The sequence below is a fragment of the Mycolicibacterium arseniciresistens genome (assembly GCF_030519285.1).
GTDB classification, from domain to species: Bacteria; Actinomycetota; Actinomycetes; order Mycobacteriales; family Mycobacteriaceae; genus Mycobacterium; species Mycobacterium arseniciresistens.
Window position 1 is genome coordinate 1 of the sequence record NZ_JAUMSQ010000183.1, and the last position, 18,998, is coordinate 18,998.

The window sequence follows — 18,998 nt, forward strand, 5'->3', positions numbered from 1 at the left end:
GGGCCAGCCACTGCGGGCGCACCACCGCCCTCGGCTCGCGGGTGGCGAGCAGGGGGCGGCCCCACCGCGCCAGCGCGTCGATCACGTCTTCGAGTGCCCGCCCGTGGTCGGTGAGTTCGTAGACGGTGCCGGACGCCGGCTTGGGCAGTTCCCTCTTGACCACCAGCCCGTGCCGTTCCAGATCGCGCAGCCGCCCGGCCAGCATGTCGGTGGCGATCGGCGCCAGCCCGGTGAGCAGGTCTCCGTAACGCTGTGGGCGGTCGAGGAGTTCGCGCACGACCAGCAGTGTCCAGCGGTCGCCCACGACGTCGAGGCTCTTGGCCACGGCGCAGTGCTGGCCGTACGAGCGATTGGGCACCCGGCCATCCTAGCTGCGGCTTGACTTGTCCAAGTCCATACTTGTTTTTTCCAAGTATGGTGGGCTACGTTTCAGGAATGCGCTCCCCACTCCCCCTCGCCGAGGCCGTCGCCGCAGAGGCCGTGGCCTTCGCCGGCCGGTTGGACACCATCGATCCGGCTGGACGAGGCACGTCCACGCCGTGTGCCGACTGGACGATCGACGACCTCGCCGACCATGTCGCGGTCGGCATGGTCCGTGACGCCGAGGCGTTCCACCGCGCCCGCTTCGGCGTCCCGTCACCGCCGGGCGAGATGATGCTGGGTGGGGCCGACCCCGCCCTCGTCGTCCGCGCGGCCGTCGAGCACCTCCTCGACGCGGTCATCCGGGGCCCGCAGACGTGGCCGACGGTCCCGCTGCCCTTCGGTCCCTATCCGGTCACCGCCGCGCTGCAGAGCCTGATCGTCGAATTCGGGGTGCACCGCAACGATCTCGAGGTCGCGACGGGACAGCGCATCCCGCCGTTCAGTGACGCGACGCGCACCGCGCTGTTCGGCTTCGGCGAGCACTACCTGCTACGGCAGGCGGCACCACTGGAGGCATCGGCGTGCGCTTTCACGCTGGCCGCCCCGTCGGCGACGTTGTCGATCACCTGGACCGGCGGCCGGTGGGTCCGCGGGGCCGACGCCGCCCGGGAGTGCCGGATCGCCGGGTCCGACGACGCCGTCGCCCGCCTGATGCTGCGCCGGCTCGACATCACCGACCCCCGGATCGACCTTCTCGACCCGCATCACCTGGCACCGCTGTTCCCCTGCGCCATCCGACCACTGTGACGAAAGGCCTGACATGACAACCGCTCTCACCGACATCGACATCACCCCCACCCTGGAACACCTGCTGGACATCCAGATCGGATTCGACCCCGTGCAGATCTTCGACACCCCGGTCGGGACACGATTCACCTACGTGGTCCGGCACGGCCGCTGCGAAGGCCCGCGCATCGCCGGCGACATCCTGCCCGGTGGAGGCGACTGGATCCTCTTCGGCACCGACCGCGTCGCCCGCCTCGACGTGCGCGCCACCCTGCGCACCGACGACGGCGCGCTCATCCACCTCACCTGCACCGGCCGGGTGCAGATGCCGCCCGAGGCCGCGACGAGATTCGCGGCGGGCGAACTGATCCGGCACGACGAGATGGTGGCGCACTCGACCCCGCTGTTCGACACCGACGACGAACGCTACCGGTGGATCAACGCCGTCCACACGGTCGCGATCAACCAGGCCTCGCTCAGTGAGGTGCACTACCGGGTGTTCGAGGTCCGATGAGCGCGCCGCAGTCACTCGCCGAGCTGTACGACCGGTACGTCGCCGCGTGGGCCGCCCACGATCCGGATGCCGTCGTGGCACTGCACAGCGACCAGACCCGGTTCTGGCTGCACCACGGAAGGCCGGCCGTCGACGGACGCACCGCCGTGCGGGACGCGTTCGCGGAGATGTTCGCCGCACTGCCCGACTTCGGCTTCGTCGTGCACCGCACCGAGTTCGGACCCCGGCACTGGGTGCTGGACTGGACGTTGACGTGCTCGGGGCCCGGCGGTCGCCCGGTCCGCTGGGACTGCATCGACCTCGTCACCGTGACCGACGACTGGCGGGTCGCCCGCAAGGACACCTTCGTCGACGGCGTGCAGTTCGCCGCAGCGCTTGCTGGCTGAGTCCGCGTTTACCCCGACCGCCACAGCGGGTAGACACCCGAGGTTGTGACCCAGACCACACAGAGGTGAGCCGTGTACCAGCAGGTTCTCGATCCAGTCGCCGGTTCGCTTGCGTGGAGCGCCGTCGTGGCGGCGATACCTCTGCTGCTGTTGTTCGTCCTGCTCGGGGCCTTGAAGATGACCGCGTGGAAGGCGTCGCTGATCTCGCTGGCCGTCAGCATCGCGATCGCGGTATTCGTCTACGGCATGCCGGTCGGCCAGACCCTGCTCGCCGGTACCGAGGGCGCGGCGTTCGGCTTCTTCCCGATCCTGTGGATCGTCATCAACGCGATCTGGGTGTATCAGATGACCGTCGAGACAGGACATTTCGACGTGCTGCGGCGGTCGTTCAGTTCGGTCAGCGACGACCAGCGGATCCAGGCGATCATCATCGCGTTCTCGTTCGGCGCCTTGATCGAGGCCCTTGCCGGGTTCGGCACCCCGGTCGCGGTGACGTCGGTGATGCTGATGGCGCTCGGCTTCCGGCCACTGAAGGCCGCCGTGCTGGCGCTGGTCGCGAACACCGCGCCCGTCGCGTTCGGCGCCATGGCCACACCGATCATCACCCTGGGCAAGGTCACCGAACTGGACGTCGACACACTCGGCGCGATGGTGGGCAGGCAGACGCCGATCCTGGCGCTGTTCGTCCCGCTGGCCCTGGTGGCGATCGTCGACGGCCGTCGCGGCATGCGCGAGACATGGCCGGCCGCGGTGGTGTGCGGCCTGGTGTTCGCCATCGCGCAGTACGCGACGTCGAACTTCCTCTCGGTGCCGCTGGCCGACGTGGTGGCCGCGCTGCTGTCGGCGGCTGCGGTGGTCGCACTGGTGCGGGTGTGGCGGCCGCGGCACGCCTACACCGAGCCCGCGGAGACTCCGGTGACAGCCGGCTCGGCCGGCCCGGGTGAGCCGCCGCCCGCCCCCGGCGTCGGTGTCGGCGACGACGCCGACCGCGAGGTGGACGACTCCCGCGCCGACGTGGTCAAGGCGTACGCGCCGTACGGAATCATCATCGGGGTCTTCGTGATCTGCCAGATCCCGGCGGTGAAGAGCCTGCTCGATTCGGCGACCTTCGCCTTCACGTGGCCGGGTCTCAACGTGATCGACGCCGATGGCGACCCGTCCACCCTGACGAAGTTCACGCTCAATCTGCTCACCACCCCGGGCACCCAGATGCTCATCGCGGGCGTGCTCACCATGGTGGCGCTGAAGCTCTCGGCGGCACGGGCGGTGAAGGCCTACGGGGTGACGCTGCATCAACTCCGCTGGGCGATCGTGACCGTGATGACGGTGCTCGCCTTGGCGTTCGTGATGAATCTGTCCGGACAGACCATCACCCTCGGCACCTTGTTGGCCGGCACGGGTGGGGCATTCGCGCTGCTGTCGCCGATCCTCGGTTGGCTCGGCGTCGCGGTCACCGGATCGGACACGTCGGCCAATTCACTGTTCGGCGCCCTGCAGGTGACGGCCGCGAACCAGGCCGGACTGTCCGACGTTTTGATGGCCGCATCGAACAGTTCCGGTGGCGTGTTGGGCAAGATGATCTCGCCGCAGAACCTCGCGATCGCCGCGGCTGCCGTCGGCCTCGACGGCAAGGAAGGCGACATCTTCCGGCGGGTCATCCTGTGGAGCCTGGGCTTCCTGCTGCTGCTGTGCGCGCTGTCGGCGCTGCAGGCCTCGCCGGTGCTTTCGTGGATGGTGCCGTCATGACAACTCGTAGCATCTCCACCATGACTGATCAGCGGGTTGCCGAACTGGTCGACGAGCTGCCCGACGGCGTCGTCGTGACCGACCCCGACGTCGTCGCCGCCTACCGCCACGACCGCGCCGCCGACCCGGGTGCGGGCACCGCGCTGGCGGTGGTGCGGCCGCGTCGCACCGAGGAGGTGCAGACGGTGTTGCGGTGGGCCAGTGCGCACGGCGTGCCGGTGGTGCCCCGCGGCATGGGCACCGGGTTGTCGGGCGGGGCGACCGCACTCGACGGCGGCATCGTGCTGTCGACCGAGAAGATGCGCGACATCACCGTCGACCCCGTCACCCGCACCGCGGTGGTGCAACCCGGCCTGCTCAACGCCGAGGTGAAGAAGACGGTGGCCGAGTACGACCTCTGGTACCCGCCCGACCCGTCGTCCTACGAGATCTGCAGCATCGGCGGCAACATCGCGACCAACGCGGGCGGATTGTGCTGCGTGAAGTACGGCGTCACCACCGATTACGTGCTCGGCCTACAGGTGGTGCTGGCCGACGGCACCGCGGTGCGCCTCGGCGGTCCTCGGCTCAAGGACGTGGCCGGCCTCAGCTTGACGAAGCTGTTCGTCGGCAGCGAGGGCACGCTCGGCGTGATCACCGAGGTCACCCTGAAACTGCTGCCGCCGCAGAAGGTGGCGAGCACGGTGGTCGCATCGTTCAACTCCGTGGCCGCCGCAGCGGACGCGGTCGTCGAGATCACCGGGAAGATCCGGCCCTCGATGCTCGAGTTCATGGACGCCGTCGCCGTCAACGCCGTCGAGGACAAACTCAAGATGGGTCTGGACCGCAACGCCGCGGCGATGATGGTCGCGGCGTCCGACGACCGCGGTGCGGCAGGCACCGAGGACGCCGAGTACATGGCCCGGGTGTTCACCGAACACGGTGCGACGGAGGTGTTCTCGACCGCAGACCCGGACGAGGGCGAGGCCTTCGTCGCGGCGCGGCGCTTCGCCATCCCGGCCGTCGAGGCCAAGGGGTCGCTGCTGCTGGAGGACGTCGGGGTGCCGTTGCCCGCGCTGGCCGACCTGGTCGCCGGGGTCGAGAAACTGGCCGCGCAGCACGACGTGATGATCTCGGTGATCGCGCACGCCGGCGACGGCAACACCCACCCGCTGATCGTGTTCGACCCCGCCGACGCCGACATGGCGCAGCGGGCCCAGACCGCATTCGGCGACATCATGGACCTGGCGATCAGCCTGGGCGGGACGATCACCGGCGAGCACGGCGTCGGCAGGTTGAAGCGACCGTGGCTGGCCGGTCAGGTGGGGCCCGACGTGATGGCGCTCAACCAGCGCATCAAGGCGGCGCTCGATCCGGCCAACATCCTCAATCCCGGCGCGGCGTTCTAGCTTTCGGATTTCGCGGTCCGCCGGGACGGCGGCTCGTCAGGCGTCGGTACCGCGCCCCAAGCCGGCGAGGCGGACGAGCGCGGCGAACCCGTCCTCGCTGCCGGGCCAGTGCGCCCGCACGGCGTCGATCCCGGCGCGGCGCACGACGCTGCGGAGCACCGCGGCGACGATGATCGCGTCGTCGGCATAGCCGAGCACCGGGATGAAGTCAGGAATCAGGTCGAACGGCAGCGCGAGATAGATCAGCAGCAGCGCTAGCCGCACGCGTACGCCGCGGGGCAGTGTCTCGTCGGCGGCGAGGCGGCGGATGAGGCGCAGCGCGTCGGGCAGGATGCGCAGGGCCTCGCGCAGCAGCCCACCGCGGGGCCGCACCACCACCAGGGCGATGACGAGTGCGAGCCAGGTCAGCACCAGTGCCCCGGCGAGACCGATCGCCAGGTCCCACCACAACGAGCCGGTCATGCCTACTAACTACTCTCCGCAGTGAATACCTCATCGAGCAGGTCGAGCACCGCCTGCCACGCTCGTGTCGACGCCAGAGCGTGGTGTCCTACGCCGGGCACAGTGGCAGCACTGTCGCCCGTCGATGAGCCGACAACTTGATTGGGATCGGACCAGAAAGCGTGCTTGGCTCCGCCATAGATGTTGACACGCCAGTCAACTCCGGCGTTCTGAAGTGCGCCGCCGAACTCCATGAGTTGAGCGGGAGTGCACAGTGGGTCTTCGGAACCTGTGCACAGCAGGAAGGCGCCGCCCACGTCGGCCCAATCCTCGGTGGGGGCAGTCGGCACGCCTGGATGGATCGCGGCCAGTGCCTTGAAAGGAACCTTGGCCCTGGCAAGTTCGAGCATGATCGAGCCACCGGCGCCGTAGCCGAGCGCGGCGAGCTGGTCGTGGTCGACGCCGGGTACATCGAGTAGGACGTCGAGCGCAGCACGGCCGATCGCGTGCATGCGCGGCGGGTCGGCCAGCAATGGCATAACGCGAGCCAGCATCGCCTGCGGATCGCCGAAATACGTCCGGCCGGCGTGATAGTCCATCGCGAGGGTGATGTAACCGTGCTCGGCGAGAATGTCGGCGCGTCCGCGTTGATAGTCCTCGAGACCGATCCCGTCATGTCCGATGAGCACAGCTGGCGACGGGCCCGTGCTAGGCGGCCGCGCCAAGTGGGCGATCATCGTCAATCCGTCGACCTCGTAGGTGATTTCGCGTGTGACGATCATTCGATGAGCGTACTGATGCTCGGTGCGAGCCGAGCCCGTGTTCGCCCGAAGCTGATCGGGCCAGTAGCCGCATGCTTCTCAGGCGCCGAATGGTCGAACGCCTATGGCGACGTGCTTTCCAGGCTCTGAAACGGCCGCTCCTTCTCCAACTGAGCAGAGAGCCCGAACACAGTCACCTCCGCACCGAAGCGGCCGACCAATTGGACGCTGACGGGCATCCCGTCGTCAGCCACACCCACTGGAAACGCGGCCGCGGGGTTGCCGGTGATATTCCACAGCGACGTGAACGCTGCCATCGGCCTCGCCGACATCAGGTGCGTCGCGGCGCCGCCGCTCCCGAGCGCGCCGGCGTACGGCGGACGCTGCGCCAGAGTGGGTTCGAGCAGCACATCGAACTGGTCGAACAGTGCGTCGACCCGCGACGCCATGCGCTCACGAGCGCGCATGGCGAGTCTGAGGACGCGGGGCGTCACCCATTTCCCGAAGCGGTAGGTTGCGCGGGTGCTCGGCTCCAACCGCTCGAAATGTTCGACGGAGTCGGCCGCCTCACGGACGCCGGCCAGAAGGTGTGGGAGGAACACCGGACCCGGCTCCGGCAGCGAAGTCCTGATCTGTGAAACGTGGTGACCGAGGTCGGCCAACAATCGCGCCGTGGCGTGCACTGCCCGTACATGCTCGGCAGCCACAGCCGGCGCGCCTCTGCCCAGATGGGTCAGCCATCCGATCCGCAGCCGACCCGGTTCGGTGCGCACAGCGGCCGCGAAGGACATCTCAGGATCCCCGATTGTGTACCGGTCCTGCGGTGTGTTACCGCGGATCACGTCGCCCACTATTGCCGCGTCCAGGACGGTGCGGGCGATGGGTCCGATCGTCGCCAGACCCGACCACATCGCGGGCCGCGGCGCAGAGCTCACCCGACCGCGGCTCGGCTTGAGTCCGTACACCCCGCAGCACGCGGCCGGGATCCGGATGGAGCCGCCGCCGTCACTGCCCAGCGCGATGGGCACCATGCCCGATGCCACAGCCACTGCGCTGCCACCGCTCGACCCGCCCGCAGTGCGCGCGGTATCCCAGGGATTCCGGGTGATGCCGCCGTGCCCCGACTCGGTGTGCGGCCACTGCCCCAGCTCCGGCATACGAGTCGTGCCGACGATGATCGCTCCAGCGGTCCGCAGCCGGGCCACGACCTCGCAGTCCGCACTCGCCGGGGTGCTGTTGGCCACGGTGCCGAACGCGGTCACACAGCCGCGGACAGCGAGGTTGTCCTTGACCGCGACGGGCACACCATGCAAAGGCCCATACGACCCTCCGGTCGAGGCGAGCGCGTCCAACTCGGCGGCGTCGCGGTAGGCCTGTTCGGTGAAAACTGCGGAGAAGGCGTTGAGCACCGGGTCGAGCGCCGCGATGCGCTGCAGCGCCGCACCCACCACCTCCGTGGCGGTGATCTGCCCGGCGCCCGCCCGCCGCGCCAGACTGTCGGCAGTCTGCACTTCAAATCCCATGCCGGGCGTCATCGTCAAGACACCAGGGAGCCGCGGCGGCCGAGGTCGATGGGCGCGTGACATCGATGCGCGGCAAGGCACCTACCGGGATCGAGGTACGACACCCGACAAGCATGACAGCGGCGACGGTGTGGTGGTCATCGACCGCGATGTCGTTGCGCCGACCCTTGACATCAGCGGCCAACTGTCGTAGGCATGAGACATGACAGCGACTTTGTCTCACGAGTCAGCGGCGCACTTCGAGCTCGCCGACGCCGAGACCTGGCCGGACCCGTGGCCCATGTACCGCGCGCTGCGGGATCACGACCCGGTGCACCATGTGATCCCCCGCGGCCAGCCCGAGCACGACTACTACGTGCTCTCCCGGCACGCCGACATCTTCACCGCGGCCCGCGATCACGAGACCTTCTCGTCCGCCGAGGGCCTGACCGTGAACTACGGCGAGCTCGAATTGATCGGCCTGCAGGACAATCCGCCGATGGTCATGCAGGACCCGCCCGTGCACACCGAGTTCCGCAGACTCGTGTCACGAGGTTTCACCCCGCGGCAGGTCGAGGCCGTCGAGCCGAAGGTCCGCCAGTTCGTCGTGGAGCGCATCGAGGGGTTGCGCTCCAACGGCGGCGGGGACATCGTCGCCGAACTCTTCAAACCGCTGCCGTCGATGGTCGTCGCCCACTACCTCGGAGTGCCGGAGGCCGACCGCCACCAGTTCGACGGATGGACCGACGCCATCGTTGCCGCCAACACCGCCGAAGGTGGGCTCGGCGGCGCGCTGGAGACCCTCGGCGACTCACTCGGCGCGATGATGGGCTACTTCACTGCCCTGATCGAACGCAGGCGCGTCGAGCCGGAGGACGACACCGTGTCCCACCTGGTCGCGGCCGGCGTCGGCGCCGACGGTGACATCGCCGGCGTGCTGTCGATCCTGGCCTTCACGTTCACGATGGTCACCGGCGGCAACGACACCACCACCGGAATGCTCGGCGGCGCAGTGCAACTCCTGCACCAGCGGCCCGACCAGCGCAGGCTGCTCGCTGAGAACCCCGAACTGATCCCGGAGTCCATCGACGAGTTCCTGCGACTCACCTCCCCCGTCCAGATGCTCGGCCGCACCGTGACCCGGGATGTCACCATCGGTGACACCACCATCCCCGAAGGACGCCGGGCGATGTTCCTCTACGGCTCGGGCAACCGCGACGAACGCCAGTACGGCGACGACGCAGGCGAACTCGACGTCACCCGCCGGCCGCGCAACATCCTGACCTTCAGCCACGGCGCCCATCACTGCCTGGGCGCCGCGGCGGCGCGCATGCAGTCTCGGGTGACACTCGAGGAGTTGCTCACCCGCATCCCCGAATTCGAGGTGGACGAGTCGGGCGTCGTGTGGGCCGGCGGCAGCTACGTGCGGCGCCCATTGTCCGTGCCATTCACCGTCACCGCCTGATGCCGGGCGACTGGCTGGCCGACCGGCGCACCGAGGTCGCCGCCGACCGCATCCTCGACGCCGCGGAGCAGCTGTTCGCCGAACGCGACGCCGCCACCGTCGGCATGCACGACATCGCCAAGGCCGCAGGATGTTCGAGGGCCACGCTGTACCGGTACTTCGAGAACCGCGACGCGCTGCACGCATCGTATGTGCACCGTGAGGCCCAGCGGCTGTACCAGGAGTTGGCGCGTCGGGTGGGCGGATTGACCGATCCGGCGGAGCGGTTGGTCGAAGGTGTGCTGACGGCGGTCGCCAGCGTCCGCGACAGCCCGGCGATGTCGTCGTGGTTCGCCTCGACGGAGCGGCCGATCGGCGGCCAGATGGCCGAGCAGTCCGAGGTGGTCAAGGCACTCGTCGAGTCGTTCGTCAAGGCACTGGGCGTCGACGACGATGACGACGTCGAGCGGCGGGCACGCTGGCTGGTGCGGGTGCTGACGTCGCTGCTGATGTTCCCCGGCCGCGACGAAGCCGACGAACGGGCGATGCTGACCCAGTTCGTGGTGCCGACGGTGGTGCCGGTGAACGAAACGAGGCGCTGACTACTGCCGTGCCATCGCCACCCGGAAGCGCTCCTCGGGGTCGATGTAGTGGTCGGCGTCCTTCGAGTCGTCGCCGAGATCGATGCGCACCCAGTCGATCCTGCCGCTGAACCCACTGGTGTGCGCGGTGTAGTCCGGGCTGACCGTGGTGCCGGACTCGTAGCCGACGTCGGTGGTTTCGTCGGCGGAGAAGATGAAGCCCTGGGTCTGGTCGACGCGACCGCTGCCCACCTCTCTGCCGTCGTAGTACAGAGTGACGTCGCCGCCCCGACCCATCCCGCCACCGTCATAGGCGAACTCCGTGCGGATCTGGAGGGTGCCGGCCGGAATGGGTTCGGTCGCTTCGACGTCGAATGCCGTGATGCCGAGCACGTTGTAGTGGAACTTGGCACGACCGTTCACGGCGTACAGGCTCCACCCACCGAATCGCCCGCCCTGGGCGATGATCACACCGCTGGCGCCGCCATCGGGGACGTCCACTTCGGCGGTGACAGCGAACGACTTGTTCTTGATGTCGACGACGCTGTTCTCCGACAACCGGCCCATGCCCGGAAAGAGCATCTGACTGTTGCCCTTGATCAAGGACGGTCTGCCTGCCGACGTGGGGTTGATGCGTTCGATCTGGCGGTCGTCGAGCGGTAACACGTTGTACTTGACCGCCTCGATCAACCACAGCCGTTGCAACTCATGCAGTTTCCCTGGGTTCTGCTCCGAGAGATCGTTCGCCTGTGTCCAATCGACGTTGCCGTCGTAGAGCTCCCACACATCGTCGTCGAACGCGGGCATGACGGCCCCGCCCATCGCCCAGGGCGTGCGGTGCTTCGTCACTGCGCTCCAGCCCTTGTGGTAAATGCCGCGGTTGCAGAACATCTCGAAATACTGCGTCTGGTGCCGTTCGGGCGCATCGGCCTCGTTGAAGCTGTACACCATGCTGGTGCCCTCGTACGGGCTCTGCAGGACGCCGTTGACGATCGTCGGTGCCGGTATCCCCGCTGCTTCGAGCACTGTGGGTGCGAGGTCGATGACGTGGCTGAACTGGTTGCGGTGCCCACCCTTGTCCTCGATCCCTCTCGGCCAGTGCACGATGGTGCCGTTGCGGGTGCCGCCCCAGTGCGACGCCACCTGCTTGGTCCACTGGTACGGCGTGTCCATCGCCCACGCCCAGCCAACGGCGTAGTGCCCATAGGAGCCCTCGCCGCCGAACTCGTCGATCTTCGACATCAGGAACTCGGGGGTCTCGATCTCCGCCATGCCGTTGAAGTTGGCCATCTCGTTGAACGAGCCCTGCAACGTGCCTTCGGCCGACGCTCCGTTGTCGCCGATGATCAGGTAGACCAGGGTGTCCTCGAGGACCGGCCCGAGCGAGTCGAGTAGTCGGCCGACGTGGTGATCGGTGTGCTCCAGGAACGCGGCGTACACCTCCATCTCGCGCTCGAGGACGGGTTTGAGCGCCGGGTCCATGTCGTCCCACGCCGGGATCTCCGGATCGCGTGGGGTGAGCACGGCGTCCGGCGGGATCACGCCGAGTTCCTTCTGTCGTTCGAAGGTGATCTCCCGCTGGCGATCCCAGCCGTGGGCGAACTTGCCCCGGTACCGTTCGATCCACTCGGCCGGCACATGGTGCGGGGCATGGGTGGCGCCCGGTGCGAAGTACATGAAGAACGGCTTGTCCGGAAGCAAGGCCTTCTGCTGGCGTGCCCAGTTGATGGCCTTGTCGGTCAGATCCTCGGTGAGGTGGTAGCCCTCGGCCGCGGTCTTCGGCGGCTCGATCGGCGTGGTGCCCTGGTACAGCGCCGGGTCCCACTGGTTGTTCTCGCCACCGATGAAGCCGTAGAAGTACTCGAACCCGCCACCGCCCGTCGGCCATGCGGTGAACGGCCCTGCGGGACTGGTCTGCCAGACGGGAACCTCGTGGCACTTGCCGAACTGTGCGGTCGAGTACCCGTTGAGCTTCAAGGTCAACGGCAGCGGCGCCTTGGTGTTGGGCAGCACCGAGGTGTACCCCGGGGCGGCGGTCGCCGTCTCGGTGATGTTGCCCATGCCGACCGAATGGTGGTTGCGTCCCGTCAGCAGCGCCTGGCGGGTCGGCGAGCACAGCGCGGTGGTGTGAAACCTGTTGTACCGCAGCCCGGCCGAGGCAAGCTTCTCGAAATTCGGTGTCTGACAGGGCCCGCCGAACGCGCTGCTGGCGCCGAAGCCGACGTCGTCGATCAGGATGACGAGCACATTCGGCGCGCCTTCGGGCGGCCGCACGTCGGTGATCGGCGGATAGCTGGTGTCAGGGTCCTTGGCGTCGTACGTGGTGAGCCCGACATGGGCGACGTCGGGAATCGGCAGGATGTCGCGTCGAAGGTGTGGGGTCATGGACAGTCCGATCGACGCAGGGCACCACCGCGAGGCAGTCACGGACCACTTGGCTGTAGCCCGAGAGGGTCAGCCTATGTCCGGATGAACGGGCCCGCCCCGTAATCGACCCGCCCGAAGAACTGTTCCGGTGCCGGTCGCCGTCAGGCCACCCAGTAGGCCTGGGCCTTGATCGACTTTCGCGGGATCCCGTACTCCTCGCGCAGCACCTTGGCCACCGCACGGGTGGTGCGGTTGTCGCTGGCGACCCAGCCGAAGTGGTCGGCGGCGTCGAACGCCGAGGAGGTCACGGCGTCGACCAGCCCGGCGCCGGCGTTCTCCCGGTCCACCCACGTGATGTCGACCTCGCGCGCCACCGGCAGGTCCTTGTCGTCGGCGTGGCCGGCCTCGAGGAACACCCGCGCCGGTGCGTCGCCGATGGCGTCGAGCAGTGAGTTGATCGCCGGCAGCGACGCGGTGTCGCCGACGATCACGTAGCCGGCGGGCCGTGGTTCGGGCAGCGCGAAATTGCTGCCCAGCACCGTCACCTCGATGGTGTCACCCGGCTCGGCGTCCTCGGCCCACTGCGAGGCGATGCCTTCGTGCAACGCGAATTCGACGTCCACGGTATCGGATTCCGGGTCGGGGTCGACCAGCGTGTAACCGCGCTGATGCAGCTTGTCGCCGTCGGCGAACCACATCCGCACCCACTGCGTCGGATGTGTCGGCCGCCCGGCCAGCATGCCGCCGGCGGTGAAGCTGACACGCAGGTAGTGCGGGCCGATCTGTCGCTTGCCGATGACCGTGAACTCGTAGTCACCCGCGCGGAACAGCTTCAGCACCGTGCCCTGCCAGCCGCGCGTCGCCTTCTGATCACCCATGCAGGTAAGGGTACCCTTAGTCGATGGCCGGTTGGCTCGTCCGTCAACGCACAGGGCGCACGCGGGTGAACCGGTGCAGCAGCCACGCGAGCGGGATGGTCACCACCAGCGTGCCGACGGACAGCGCCGCCATCGACCCGGTGTAGATCGGGAAGTGCAGGATCTCGACCATCACCAGTTCCATGGTGACGAGATGGATCAGGAAGATCTCATAGGAGATCTCGCCGAGGAACACCATCGGCCTGCTGGCGAGGAATCGCGAGTACAGCCCGCGGTCACCGAGTGCCACCGGCGCCACGATGAGCGTCGCGATCACGGCGTAGAACGCCGCCTTCCACATCGCCGGCGCCAAGGCGTAGGGCGACGTGGTCGGTTCTCCCGCAAGCGGTGTCGAGGCGATGAAGTAACTCACCACCGCGACGGGCAGCACCGCGAAGGCGTAACAGCGGACACCGATCGTGGCGAGGACCGCGAGCAGCATGCCACCGACGAACCACACCAGATAGGTCGGCAACCACAGGCGCGCCCCGTCGGGTAACCCGTCGACGGTGTGGACGAAGATCAACCACGCCGGCGTCACCGCGGCCAACAGCGTCAGGCCACCGAGCAGCAGCCACGGCCGCCACCGGCGGCGGCACAGCACCGCCAGCAACAGCCACGCCAACAGCGGCAACACCACGTAGAACGCGGCTTCCACCGCCAGGCTCCACATCTGGGTGAGGCCTTGGTGCAGAAAGGAATACATGTACTGGTCGGTGTAGATCTGCGTCAGGGTGAGGTTGCGGAACAGCCCCTCCCAGGTGTGCCCGGGATTCGGACCCGCCATGCGCCAGTGATAGACGAGGTACGCCGCGACGACCGTCACGGCGTAGGCCGGCATGATGCGCCGCACCCGGTGCCAGGCGTAGCGGCGCACCGACGGCGGCGGACCGCCGATGGCGGCGGCCTTGACCCACGGCCGGAACAGCAGGAACCCCGACAGCACGAAGAAGACGGGGACGCCGATCTCCATGCGGGCGTAGACGAGCCCCTCGTAGCCGTGGGTGTACTTGCCGGTGGTGTAGGCGGCGTGCGTCAGCACGACCAGCAGGGCGGCGACGGCGCGCACCCCGGTGAGCGAGGCGACCCGCTCTGCGGCGCTGACGGACTCGAGCCCGCCTTGGGCGTCGTTGAGCTGCCCGGTGTCCTGGACGCCTCGCGGTGCGGTCACTTGCCCTTGCGGTGCGCCTTGGGCCCGCTGTCGGGTTCGAGGTGGATGAGTTGACCCTGGATCCGGGTCTTCTCCAGGGCCTTCAACGTCTGCTGGGACAGGTTCGCGGGCAGCTCGACCAACGAGTGGTCCGGCTTGATGGTGATGTGGCCGAAGTCGCTGCGGTTGAGCCCGCCCTCGTTGGCGATGGCTCCGACGATCGCGCCGGGCATCACCTTGTGGCGCTTGCCCACCGCTATGCGGTACAGCGCGAGATCACTGCGCCGCTCACGTGGCCTGCCCTCACCGCGTTCCTTGCGGGGACGCTCGTCGCGTTCGCGCTTCTTCTCCGGCGGCGGCTCGACCATGAGGAACTCCGCGCCGTCGCGGGCCTGCACCGCCAGCGCCGCCGCGATGTCGGCCAGCGGGACGTTGTTGTCCCGCTCGTAGTCCTCGATGAGCCGGCGGAACAGGCCGATCTCAGGAGCATTGAGCGATTCGCTGATCGAATCCCGGAACTTCTCGACGCGCTGGGCATTGACGTCGTCGACCGACGGCAGCGGGGACTCGACGAGCTTCTGCCGGGTCACGCGTTCGATCGAGCTGAGCAGGTGGCGCTCGCGCGGGGTGACGAACAGCAGCGCGGTCCCCGAGCGGCCCGCCCGGCCCGTGCGGCCGATGCGGTGCACGTAGGACTCGGGGTCGTGCGGGATGTCGTAGTTCAGCACATGCGAGATGCGCTCGACGTCGAGGCCGCGGGCGGCGACGTCGGTGGCGATGAGGATGTCGAGCTTGCCGTCCTTGAGCGAGGCGATGGTGCGCTCACGCTGGGCTTGGGCGATGTCGCCGTTGATGGCCATCGCGGAGAACCCCCGGGCGCGCAGTTTCTCGGCGACCTCCTCGGTGGCCTGCTTGGTCCGGACGAACACGATCATCGCCTCGAACGGTTCGACCTCGAGCAACCGGGTGAGCGCGTCCATCTTCCGGTGTCCGGAGACCTGGATGTAGCGCTGGGTGATGTTGTCGGCGGTCGCGGTCTTGGACTCGACCTTCACCTGAACCGGGTCGTGCAGGTACTTGTTGGTGATCTTGCGGATTGCAGGCGGCATGGTGGCCGAGAACAGCGCCACCTGCTTGTACTCCGGGGTGTCGGAGAGGATGCGTTCGACGTCCTCGGCGAACCCCATCTGCAGCATCTCGTCGGCCTCGTCGAGGACCAGGTAGTCGAGGTGTGAGAGGTCGAGGCTGCGCTTCTCCAGGTGGTCGATCACCCGGCCCGGCGTTCCGACGACCACCTGGGCGCCGCGCTTGAGCCCGGCCATCTGGGGGCCGTACGGCGAGCCGCCGTAGATCGGCAGGACGTTGACCTTCAGGTGCGCGCCGTAGCGGCTGAACGCCTCGGCGACCTGCAGGGCGAGTTCCCGCGTCGGCGCCAGCACCAGCGCCTGCGTGATGCGGCTCGAGGTGTCGATCTTCGACAGGATCGGAATGGCGAACGCCGCCGTCTTGCCGGTGCCCGTCTGCGCCAGGCCCACGACGTCGGACCCCGCCAGCATGGCCGGGATGGTGGCGGCTTGGATGGGCGACGGCGTCTCATAGCCGACGTCAGCGACCGCCCGCAGCACCTCAGGATGAATGTGCAGGTCAGCGAAGGAAGGTTCGGCTCCGGATTCTTCCGGTTCAGGCGGCGTCATAGCGAGGCAAGTCTAGTGCGCCGAAGCACGCCGGTCGCCCAGCGCGCCTGTTCGATCACTTTCGACCCGACAGGTCCGCGACGTGACATCCTGCGTGGGTGTCCACTCCGGTGGGGCCCTCGGGGATCGTGACGTTCCTCTTCACCGACATCGAGGGTTCGACGCGTCGGTGGGAGGCCGACGCAGGCGGGATGCGAGTCGCCCTGGCCGAGCACGACGAGTCGCTGCGCCAGGTGATCGACTCGCATGGCGGCTGGCTGTTCAAGCACACCGGCGACGGTGTCTGCGCCGCCTTCGCCTCGCCGCGCGCGGCGATCGACGCGGCGGTGGCGGCGCAGCGGACCCTCGAGTTGCCCGTGCGGATGGGCATCGCCACCGGCGAGGCGGAGCGGCGCGGCCAGGACTACTTCGGTGTCGTGCTCAATCGGGTCGCGAGAGTGATGTCCGCCGGTCACGGTCGCCAGATCCTGCTCGCCGAATCCACCGCGGCCCTGGTCGGCGACGTCGGCCTCATCCGCCTCGGGCCGCGCCGCCTGCGCGACGTGCCCGTCCCGGTGACGATCTTCCAGGTCTGCGCCGACGGCCTGCAGACGACGTTCCCGCCCCTGCGGGCCGTCGGGCCGACTCCGGGGAATCTGCGCCCGCAGGTGGCCAGGCTGGTCGGGCGCGACGCAGTCCTCGACGAGATCACCGACACCGTGCGCAACCACCAGGTGGTGACGCTGACCGGCGTCGGCGGTGTCGGCAAGACCCGGCTGGCGCTCGCCGTCGCGGCGCGGCTCGAGAACGAGATGCCCGACGGCGTCTGGGTGATCGAACTCGCCGCGGTCGCCGACCCGGCCGCGGTGCCCGACGCGGTCGCCACCGTGCTGGGCATCACCCAGCAGCCGGGCGAGAGTCTGGTCGACACCATCGGCGCGGCGCTCGAGGACCGCAACCAGCTGCTCGTGTTCGACAACTGCGAGCACCTTCTCGAGGCGTCCGCGGCCCTGATCGACGTCGTCGTCGCGCACTCGGCGACGGTGAAGATCCTGGCGACCAGCCGGGAAGGCCTGGGCCTCGCCGAGGAACGCGTCCGCACGGTGCCGTCCCTCGGGGTGGATGCCGGAACGGCCTCAGCGGCGGTGGCCCTGTTCGCCGAGCGCGCCGATGCCGCGTCACACCGCTTCTCGATGCAGGACCAGCGAACAGCCGACGCCGTGCTCGAGATCTGCCATCGCCTCGACGGCATACCGCTGGCCATCGAACTCGCGGCGTCACGGATGGCGTCGATGTCGGCGATGGACGTCCGCGACCATCTCGACCAGCGCTTCCGGCTGCTCACCGGAACGCGGCGCGGGCTGCAACGGCACCAGACGCTCCGGCACGCCGTCGGCTGGTCCTACGAACTCCTCGACGATCGCGAGAAGGCGATGCTGACGAGGTGTTCGGTCTTCGTCGGCGGCTTCACGCTGGCGAGCGCTTGCGCCGTGGCCGGGTCCGGCTGCGGCGACGAGGTCGCGGTGCTGGACGTCCTCGACGCCCTGGTGCGCAAGTCGCTGCTGAGTGCCGAACAGACAGCGGGCGCCACGCGGTACTCGATGCTCGAGACCATCCGCGAGTTCGGTGAGGAGCGGCTCGCCGAGCATGGCGACGGCGCGGCGACGAGATCGGCGCATGCGCGGCACTTCGCAGGCTGCGAACGCGATCTGCTGAGACTGTGGGATGGACCGCGCCAGCGCGAGGCCTACGCCTGGCTGGATGCCGAATGGGCGAACCTGCGCACCGCCTTCCGGTGCGCCGCGGACAGCGGTGACATCGAGGTGGCCGCCGCGATCGCGTGCTGCTGTGCACCGCTCGGGTACATGGTGGAGAACTTCGAGGCGATCGCGTGGGCCGAGGAACTCGTCGAGCCGGCGCGCACCGCAGGCCATCCCCGGCTCGCCGCACTCTGCGTGGCGTCGGTGCTGTCGATGTGGCCCGGACGCTTCACGGACGCCGTCCGCTACAGCGAATGGGGACAGCTCGCCATCGGCGACGGGGCGGGAGTGGCCTTCGGACTCGAGGGCTGGCTCGCCGGTCCCCTCCTGGCGATCGGGGAACCCGACCGCGCCGCCGCGTGGTGCCGCAACCGGCTGGCCCGCCATCCCGATTCCCACGGCCTCGTGCGGGCCTGCCTGGTGATGGCGTTGTGGAACCTCGGAACGGTCGAGGAGGCGACGGCGGCGACCGAAGGCCTGCTCGAGACGGCGGAGAGCTCTGGTAATCCGCACATGCTGTCGTTCGCCCTGTTCGCCTACGGCCGCGCGTTCAGGAGCGTCGATCACGTCCGCGCACTCGACGCGATGCGCCGCGGCCTGGCGATCGCCCGGGAGAGCGGAAACCGCACCAACGAGTCGCATCTGGCGGTCAACATGGCGATCGTGGAGGCCACCCACGGCGACACGATGACGGCGCTCGACCACGTCGCGATGGCGATCGGCAACCAGGGCGACGCCGCGAACAGAATCGTCGCCGGCCGTCGGCTGGTGATACTCGCCTACCTCTTCGACCGGATCGGACGCTACGAACCCGCGGCGCGCCTCGTCGGCTTCGCGGCCAGTCCGTTCGCGACCGCGGTGTTCCCGGAGATCCAGGGCGCGCTCGAGCATCTGCAGGAGGTGCTCGGCGAGACGCGGTACGCATCGCTGACGCACGCCGGGGCGACCACCTCGACGAACGAGATGGTCAACTTCGCCCACGAACAGATCGATCAGGTCCGCAGTGCGCTGACGCGGCCCGCATGACCTCCCGGGCGGGCAACGATCCGGCCGGTACGGTGCCTGTTGTGAAGTGGCTCGTGACACCGGCCGCAGCCCTGGCGCTGGTCACGCTCGTCGGGTGCGGAGCGAGTGATTCGACGGTGTCGAAGACTCCCGAGGCCGCGACCGCGGCGCCGAGCGCGGCACCGCCGCCGACCATCCGGCCGACCGTCGGCCC

Annotated in this window: 17 protein-coding genes; 9 read left to right on the plus strand and 8 right to left on the minus strand. The window is 68.6% G+C overall.

The genetic code is table 11. The features are described 5' to 3' along the window. Nucleotides 1-358 (minus strand): winged helix-turn-helix transcriptional regulator (locus Q2100_RS20575; protein WP_302915549.1); only part of this gene is annotated, 358 nt, incomplete at its 3' end. Nucleotides 359-435: 77 nt separating this feature from the next. On the opposite strand from Q2100_RS20575, the gene Q2100_RS20580 reads away from it, so the two are divergent. From Q2100_RS20580 to Q2100_RS20600, 5 genes are all read left to right on the plus strand, one after another. Continuing rightward, complete coding sequence (locus Q2100_RS20580; protein WP_302915550.1) at nucleotides 436-1,170, plus strand: maleylpyruvate isomerase family mycothiol-dependent enzyme; 735 nt, start codon at nucleotides 436-438, stop codon at nucleotides 1,168-1,170. 13 nt (nucleotides 1,171-1,183) lie between these two features. Next, nucleotides 1,184-1,663 carry a DUF3237 domain-containing protein gene (locus tag Q2100_RS20585; RefSeq protein ID WP_302915551.1) on the plus strand — a complete coding sequence of 160 codons (480 nt, stop codon included), beginning with the start codon at nucleotides 1,184-1,186 and terminating at the stop codon, nucleotides 1,661-1,663. Then, complete coding sequence (locus tag Q2100_RS20590; RefSeq protein WP_302915552.1) at nucleotides 1,660-2,049, plus strand: nuclear transport factor 2 family protein; 390 nt, start codon at nucleotides 1,660-1,662, stop codon at nucleotides 2,047-2,049. The genes Q2100_RS20585 and Q2100_RS20590 overlap by 4 nt, the downstream gene beginning before the upstream one ends. A gap of 72 nt (nucleotides 2,050-2,121) precedes the next feature. Beyond that, nucleotides 2,122-3,795: an L-lactate permease gene (locus Q2100_RS20595; RefSeq protein ID WP_302915553.1), complete on the plus strand. Its 1,674-nt coding sequence runs from the start codon at nucleotides 2,122-2,124 to the stop codon at nucleotides 3,793-3,795. Nucleotides 3,796-3,815: 20 nt separating this feature from the next. Further along, a complete protein-coding gene (locus Q2100_RS20600; RefSeq protein ID WP_302915554.1) occupies nucleotides 3,816-5,183 on the plus strand; it encodes an FAD-binding oxidoreductase in 1,368 nt (455 codons plus the stop codon). Nucleotides 5,184-5,219: 36 nt separating this feature from the next. Here Q2100_RS20600 and Q2100_RS20605 read toward each other — a convergent pair whose 3' ends face one another. From Q2100_RS20605 to Q2100_RS20615, 3 genes are all read right to left on the minus strand, one after another. After that, complete coding sequence (locus Q2100_RS20605; RefSeq protein WP_302915555.1) at nucleotides 5,220-5,645, minus strand: YkvA family protein; 426 nt, start codon at nucleotides 5,643-5,645, stop codon at nucleotides 5,220-5,222. Nucleotides 5,646-5,650: 5 nt separating this feature from the next. Beyond that, nucleotides 5,651-6,406, minus strand: coding sequence for a dienelactone hydrolase family protein (locus Q2100_RS20610; RefSeq protein ID WP_302915556.1), 756 nt, complete (start codon nucleotides 6,404-6,406; stop codon nucleotides 5,651-5,653). A gap of 101 nt (nucleotides 6,407-6,507) precedes the next feature. Continuing rightward, complete coding sequence (locus tag Q2100_RS20615; RefSeq protein WP_302915557.1) at nucleotides 6,508-7,896, minus strand: amidase; 1,389 nt, start codon at nucleotides 7,894-7,896, stop codon at nucleotides 6,508-6,510. A gap of 10 nt (nucleotides 7,897-7,906) precedes the next feature. Between Q2100_RS20615 and Q2100_RS20620 the strand changes: the two genes are divergently transcribed. Genes Q2100_RS20620 through Q2100_RS20630 form a run of 3 tightly spaced genes read left to right on the plus strand, consistent with a single transcriptional unit; the run spans nucleotide 7,907 to nucleotide 9,933 of the window. Beyond that, on the plus strand, nucleotides 7,907-8,101 hold the full coding sequence (locus Q2100_RS20620) for a hypothetical protein (RefSeq protein WP_302915558.1): 195 nt from the start codon (nucleotides 7,907-7,909) through the stop codon (nucleotides 8,099-8,101). Between the two features lie 9 nt (nucleotides 8,102-8,110). After that, nucleotides 8,111-9,352, plus strand: coding sequence for a cytochrome P450 (locus tag Q2100_RS20625; protein ID WP_302915559.1), 1,242 nt, complete (start codon nucleotides 8,111-8,113; stop codon nucleotides 9,350-9,352). Then, nucleotides 9,352-9,933 carry a TetR/AcrR family transcriptional regulator gene (locus Q2100_RS20630; RefSeq protein ID WP_302915560.1) on the plus strand — a complete coding sequence of 194 codons (582 nt, stop codon included), beginning with the start codon at nucleotides 9,352-9,354 and terminating at the stop codon, nucleotides 9,931-9,933. Before Q2100_RS20625 ends, Q2100_RS20630 begins: the two co-directional genes overlap by 1 nt. Here the strand turns inward: Q2100_RS20630 and Q2100_RS20635 are convergent, their stop codons facing one another. The 4 genes from Q2100_RS20635 to Q2100_RS20650 form a co-directional block, all read right to left on the minus strand. Beyond that, a complete protein-coding gene (locus tag Q2100_RS20635; protein WP_302915561.1) occupies nucleotides 9,934-12,297 on the minus strand; it encodes an arylsulfatase in 2,364 nt (787 codons plus the stop codon). 143 nt (nucleotides 12,298-12,440) lie between these two features. Continuing rightward, the gene (locus Q2100_RS20640; protein ID WP_302915562.1) at nucleotides 12,441-13,157 is read right to left on the minus strand and encodes a siderophore-interacting protein; all 717 of its coding nucleotides are present in this window, start codon (nucleotides 13,155-13,157) and stop codon (nucleotides 12,441-12,443) included. 43 nt (nucleotides 13,158-13,200) lie between these two features. Beyond that, on the minus strand, nucleotides 13,201-14,367 hold the full coding sequence (locus Q2100_RS20645) for an acyltransferase family protein (protein ID WP_302915563.1): 1,167 nt from the start codon (nucleotides 14,365-14,367) through the stop codon (nucleotides 13,201-13,203). Further along, the gene (locus Q2100_RS20650) at nucleotides 14,364-16,040 is read right to left on the minus strand and encodes a DEAD/DEAH box helicase (RefSeq protein WP_302915564.1); all 1,677 of its coding nucleotides are present in this window, start codon (nucleotides 16,038-16,040) and stop codon (nucleotides 14,364-14,366) included. Before Q2100_RS20650 ends, Q2100_RS20645 begins: the two co-directional genes overlap by 4 nt. Before the next feature lie 98 nt (nucleotides 16,041-16,138). Between Q2100_RS20650 and Q2100_RS20655 the strand changes: the two genes are divergently transcribed. Then, nucleotides 16,139-18,805: an ATP-binding protein gene (locus tag Q2100_RS20655; protein WP_302915565.1), complete on the plus strand. Its 2,667-nt coding sequence runs from the start codon at nucleotides 16,139-16,141 to the stop codon at nucleotides 18,803-18,805. Nucleotides 18,806-18,998 lie beyond the last annotated feature (193 nt).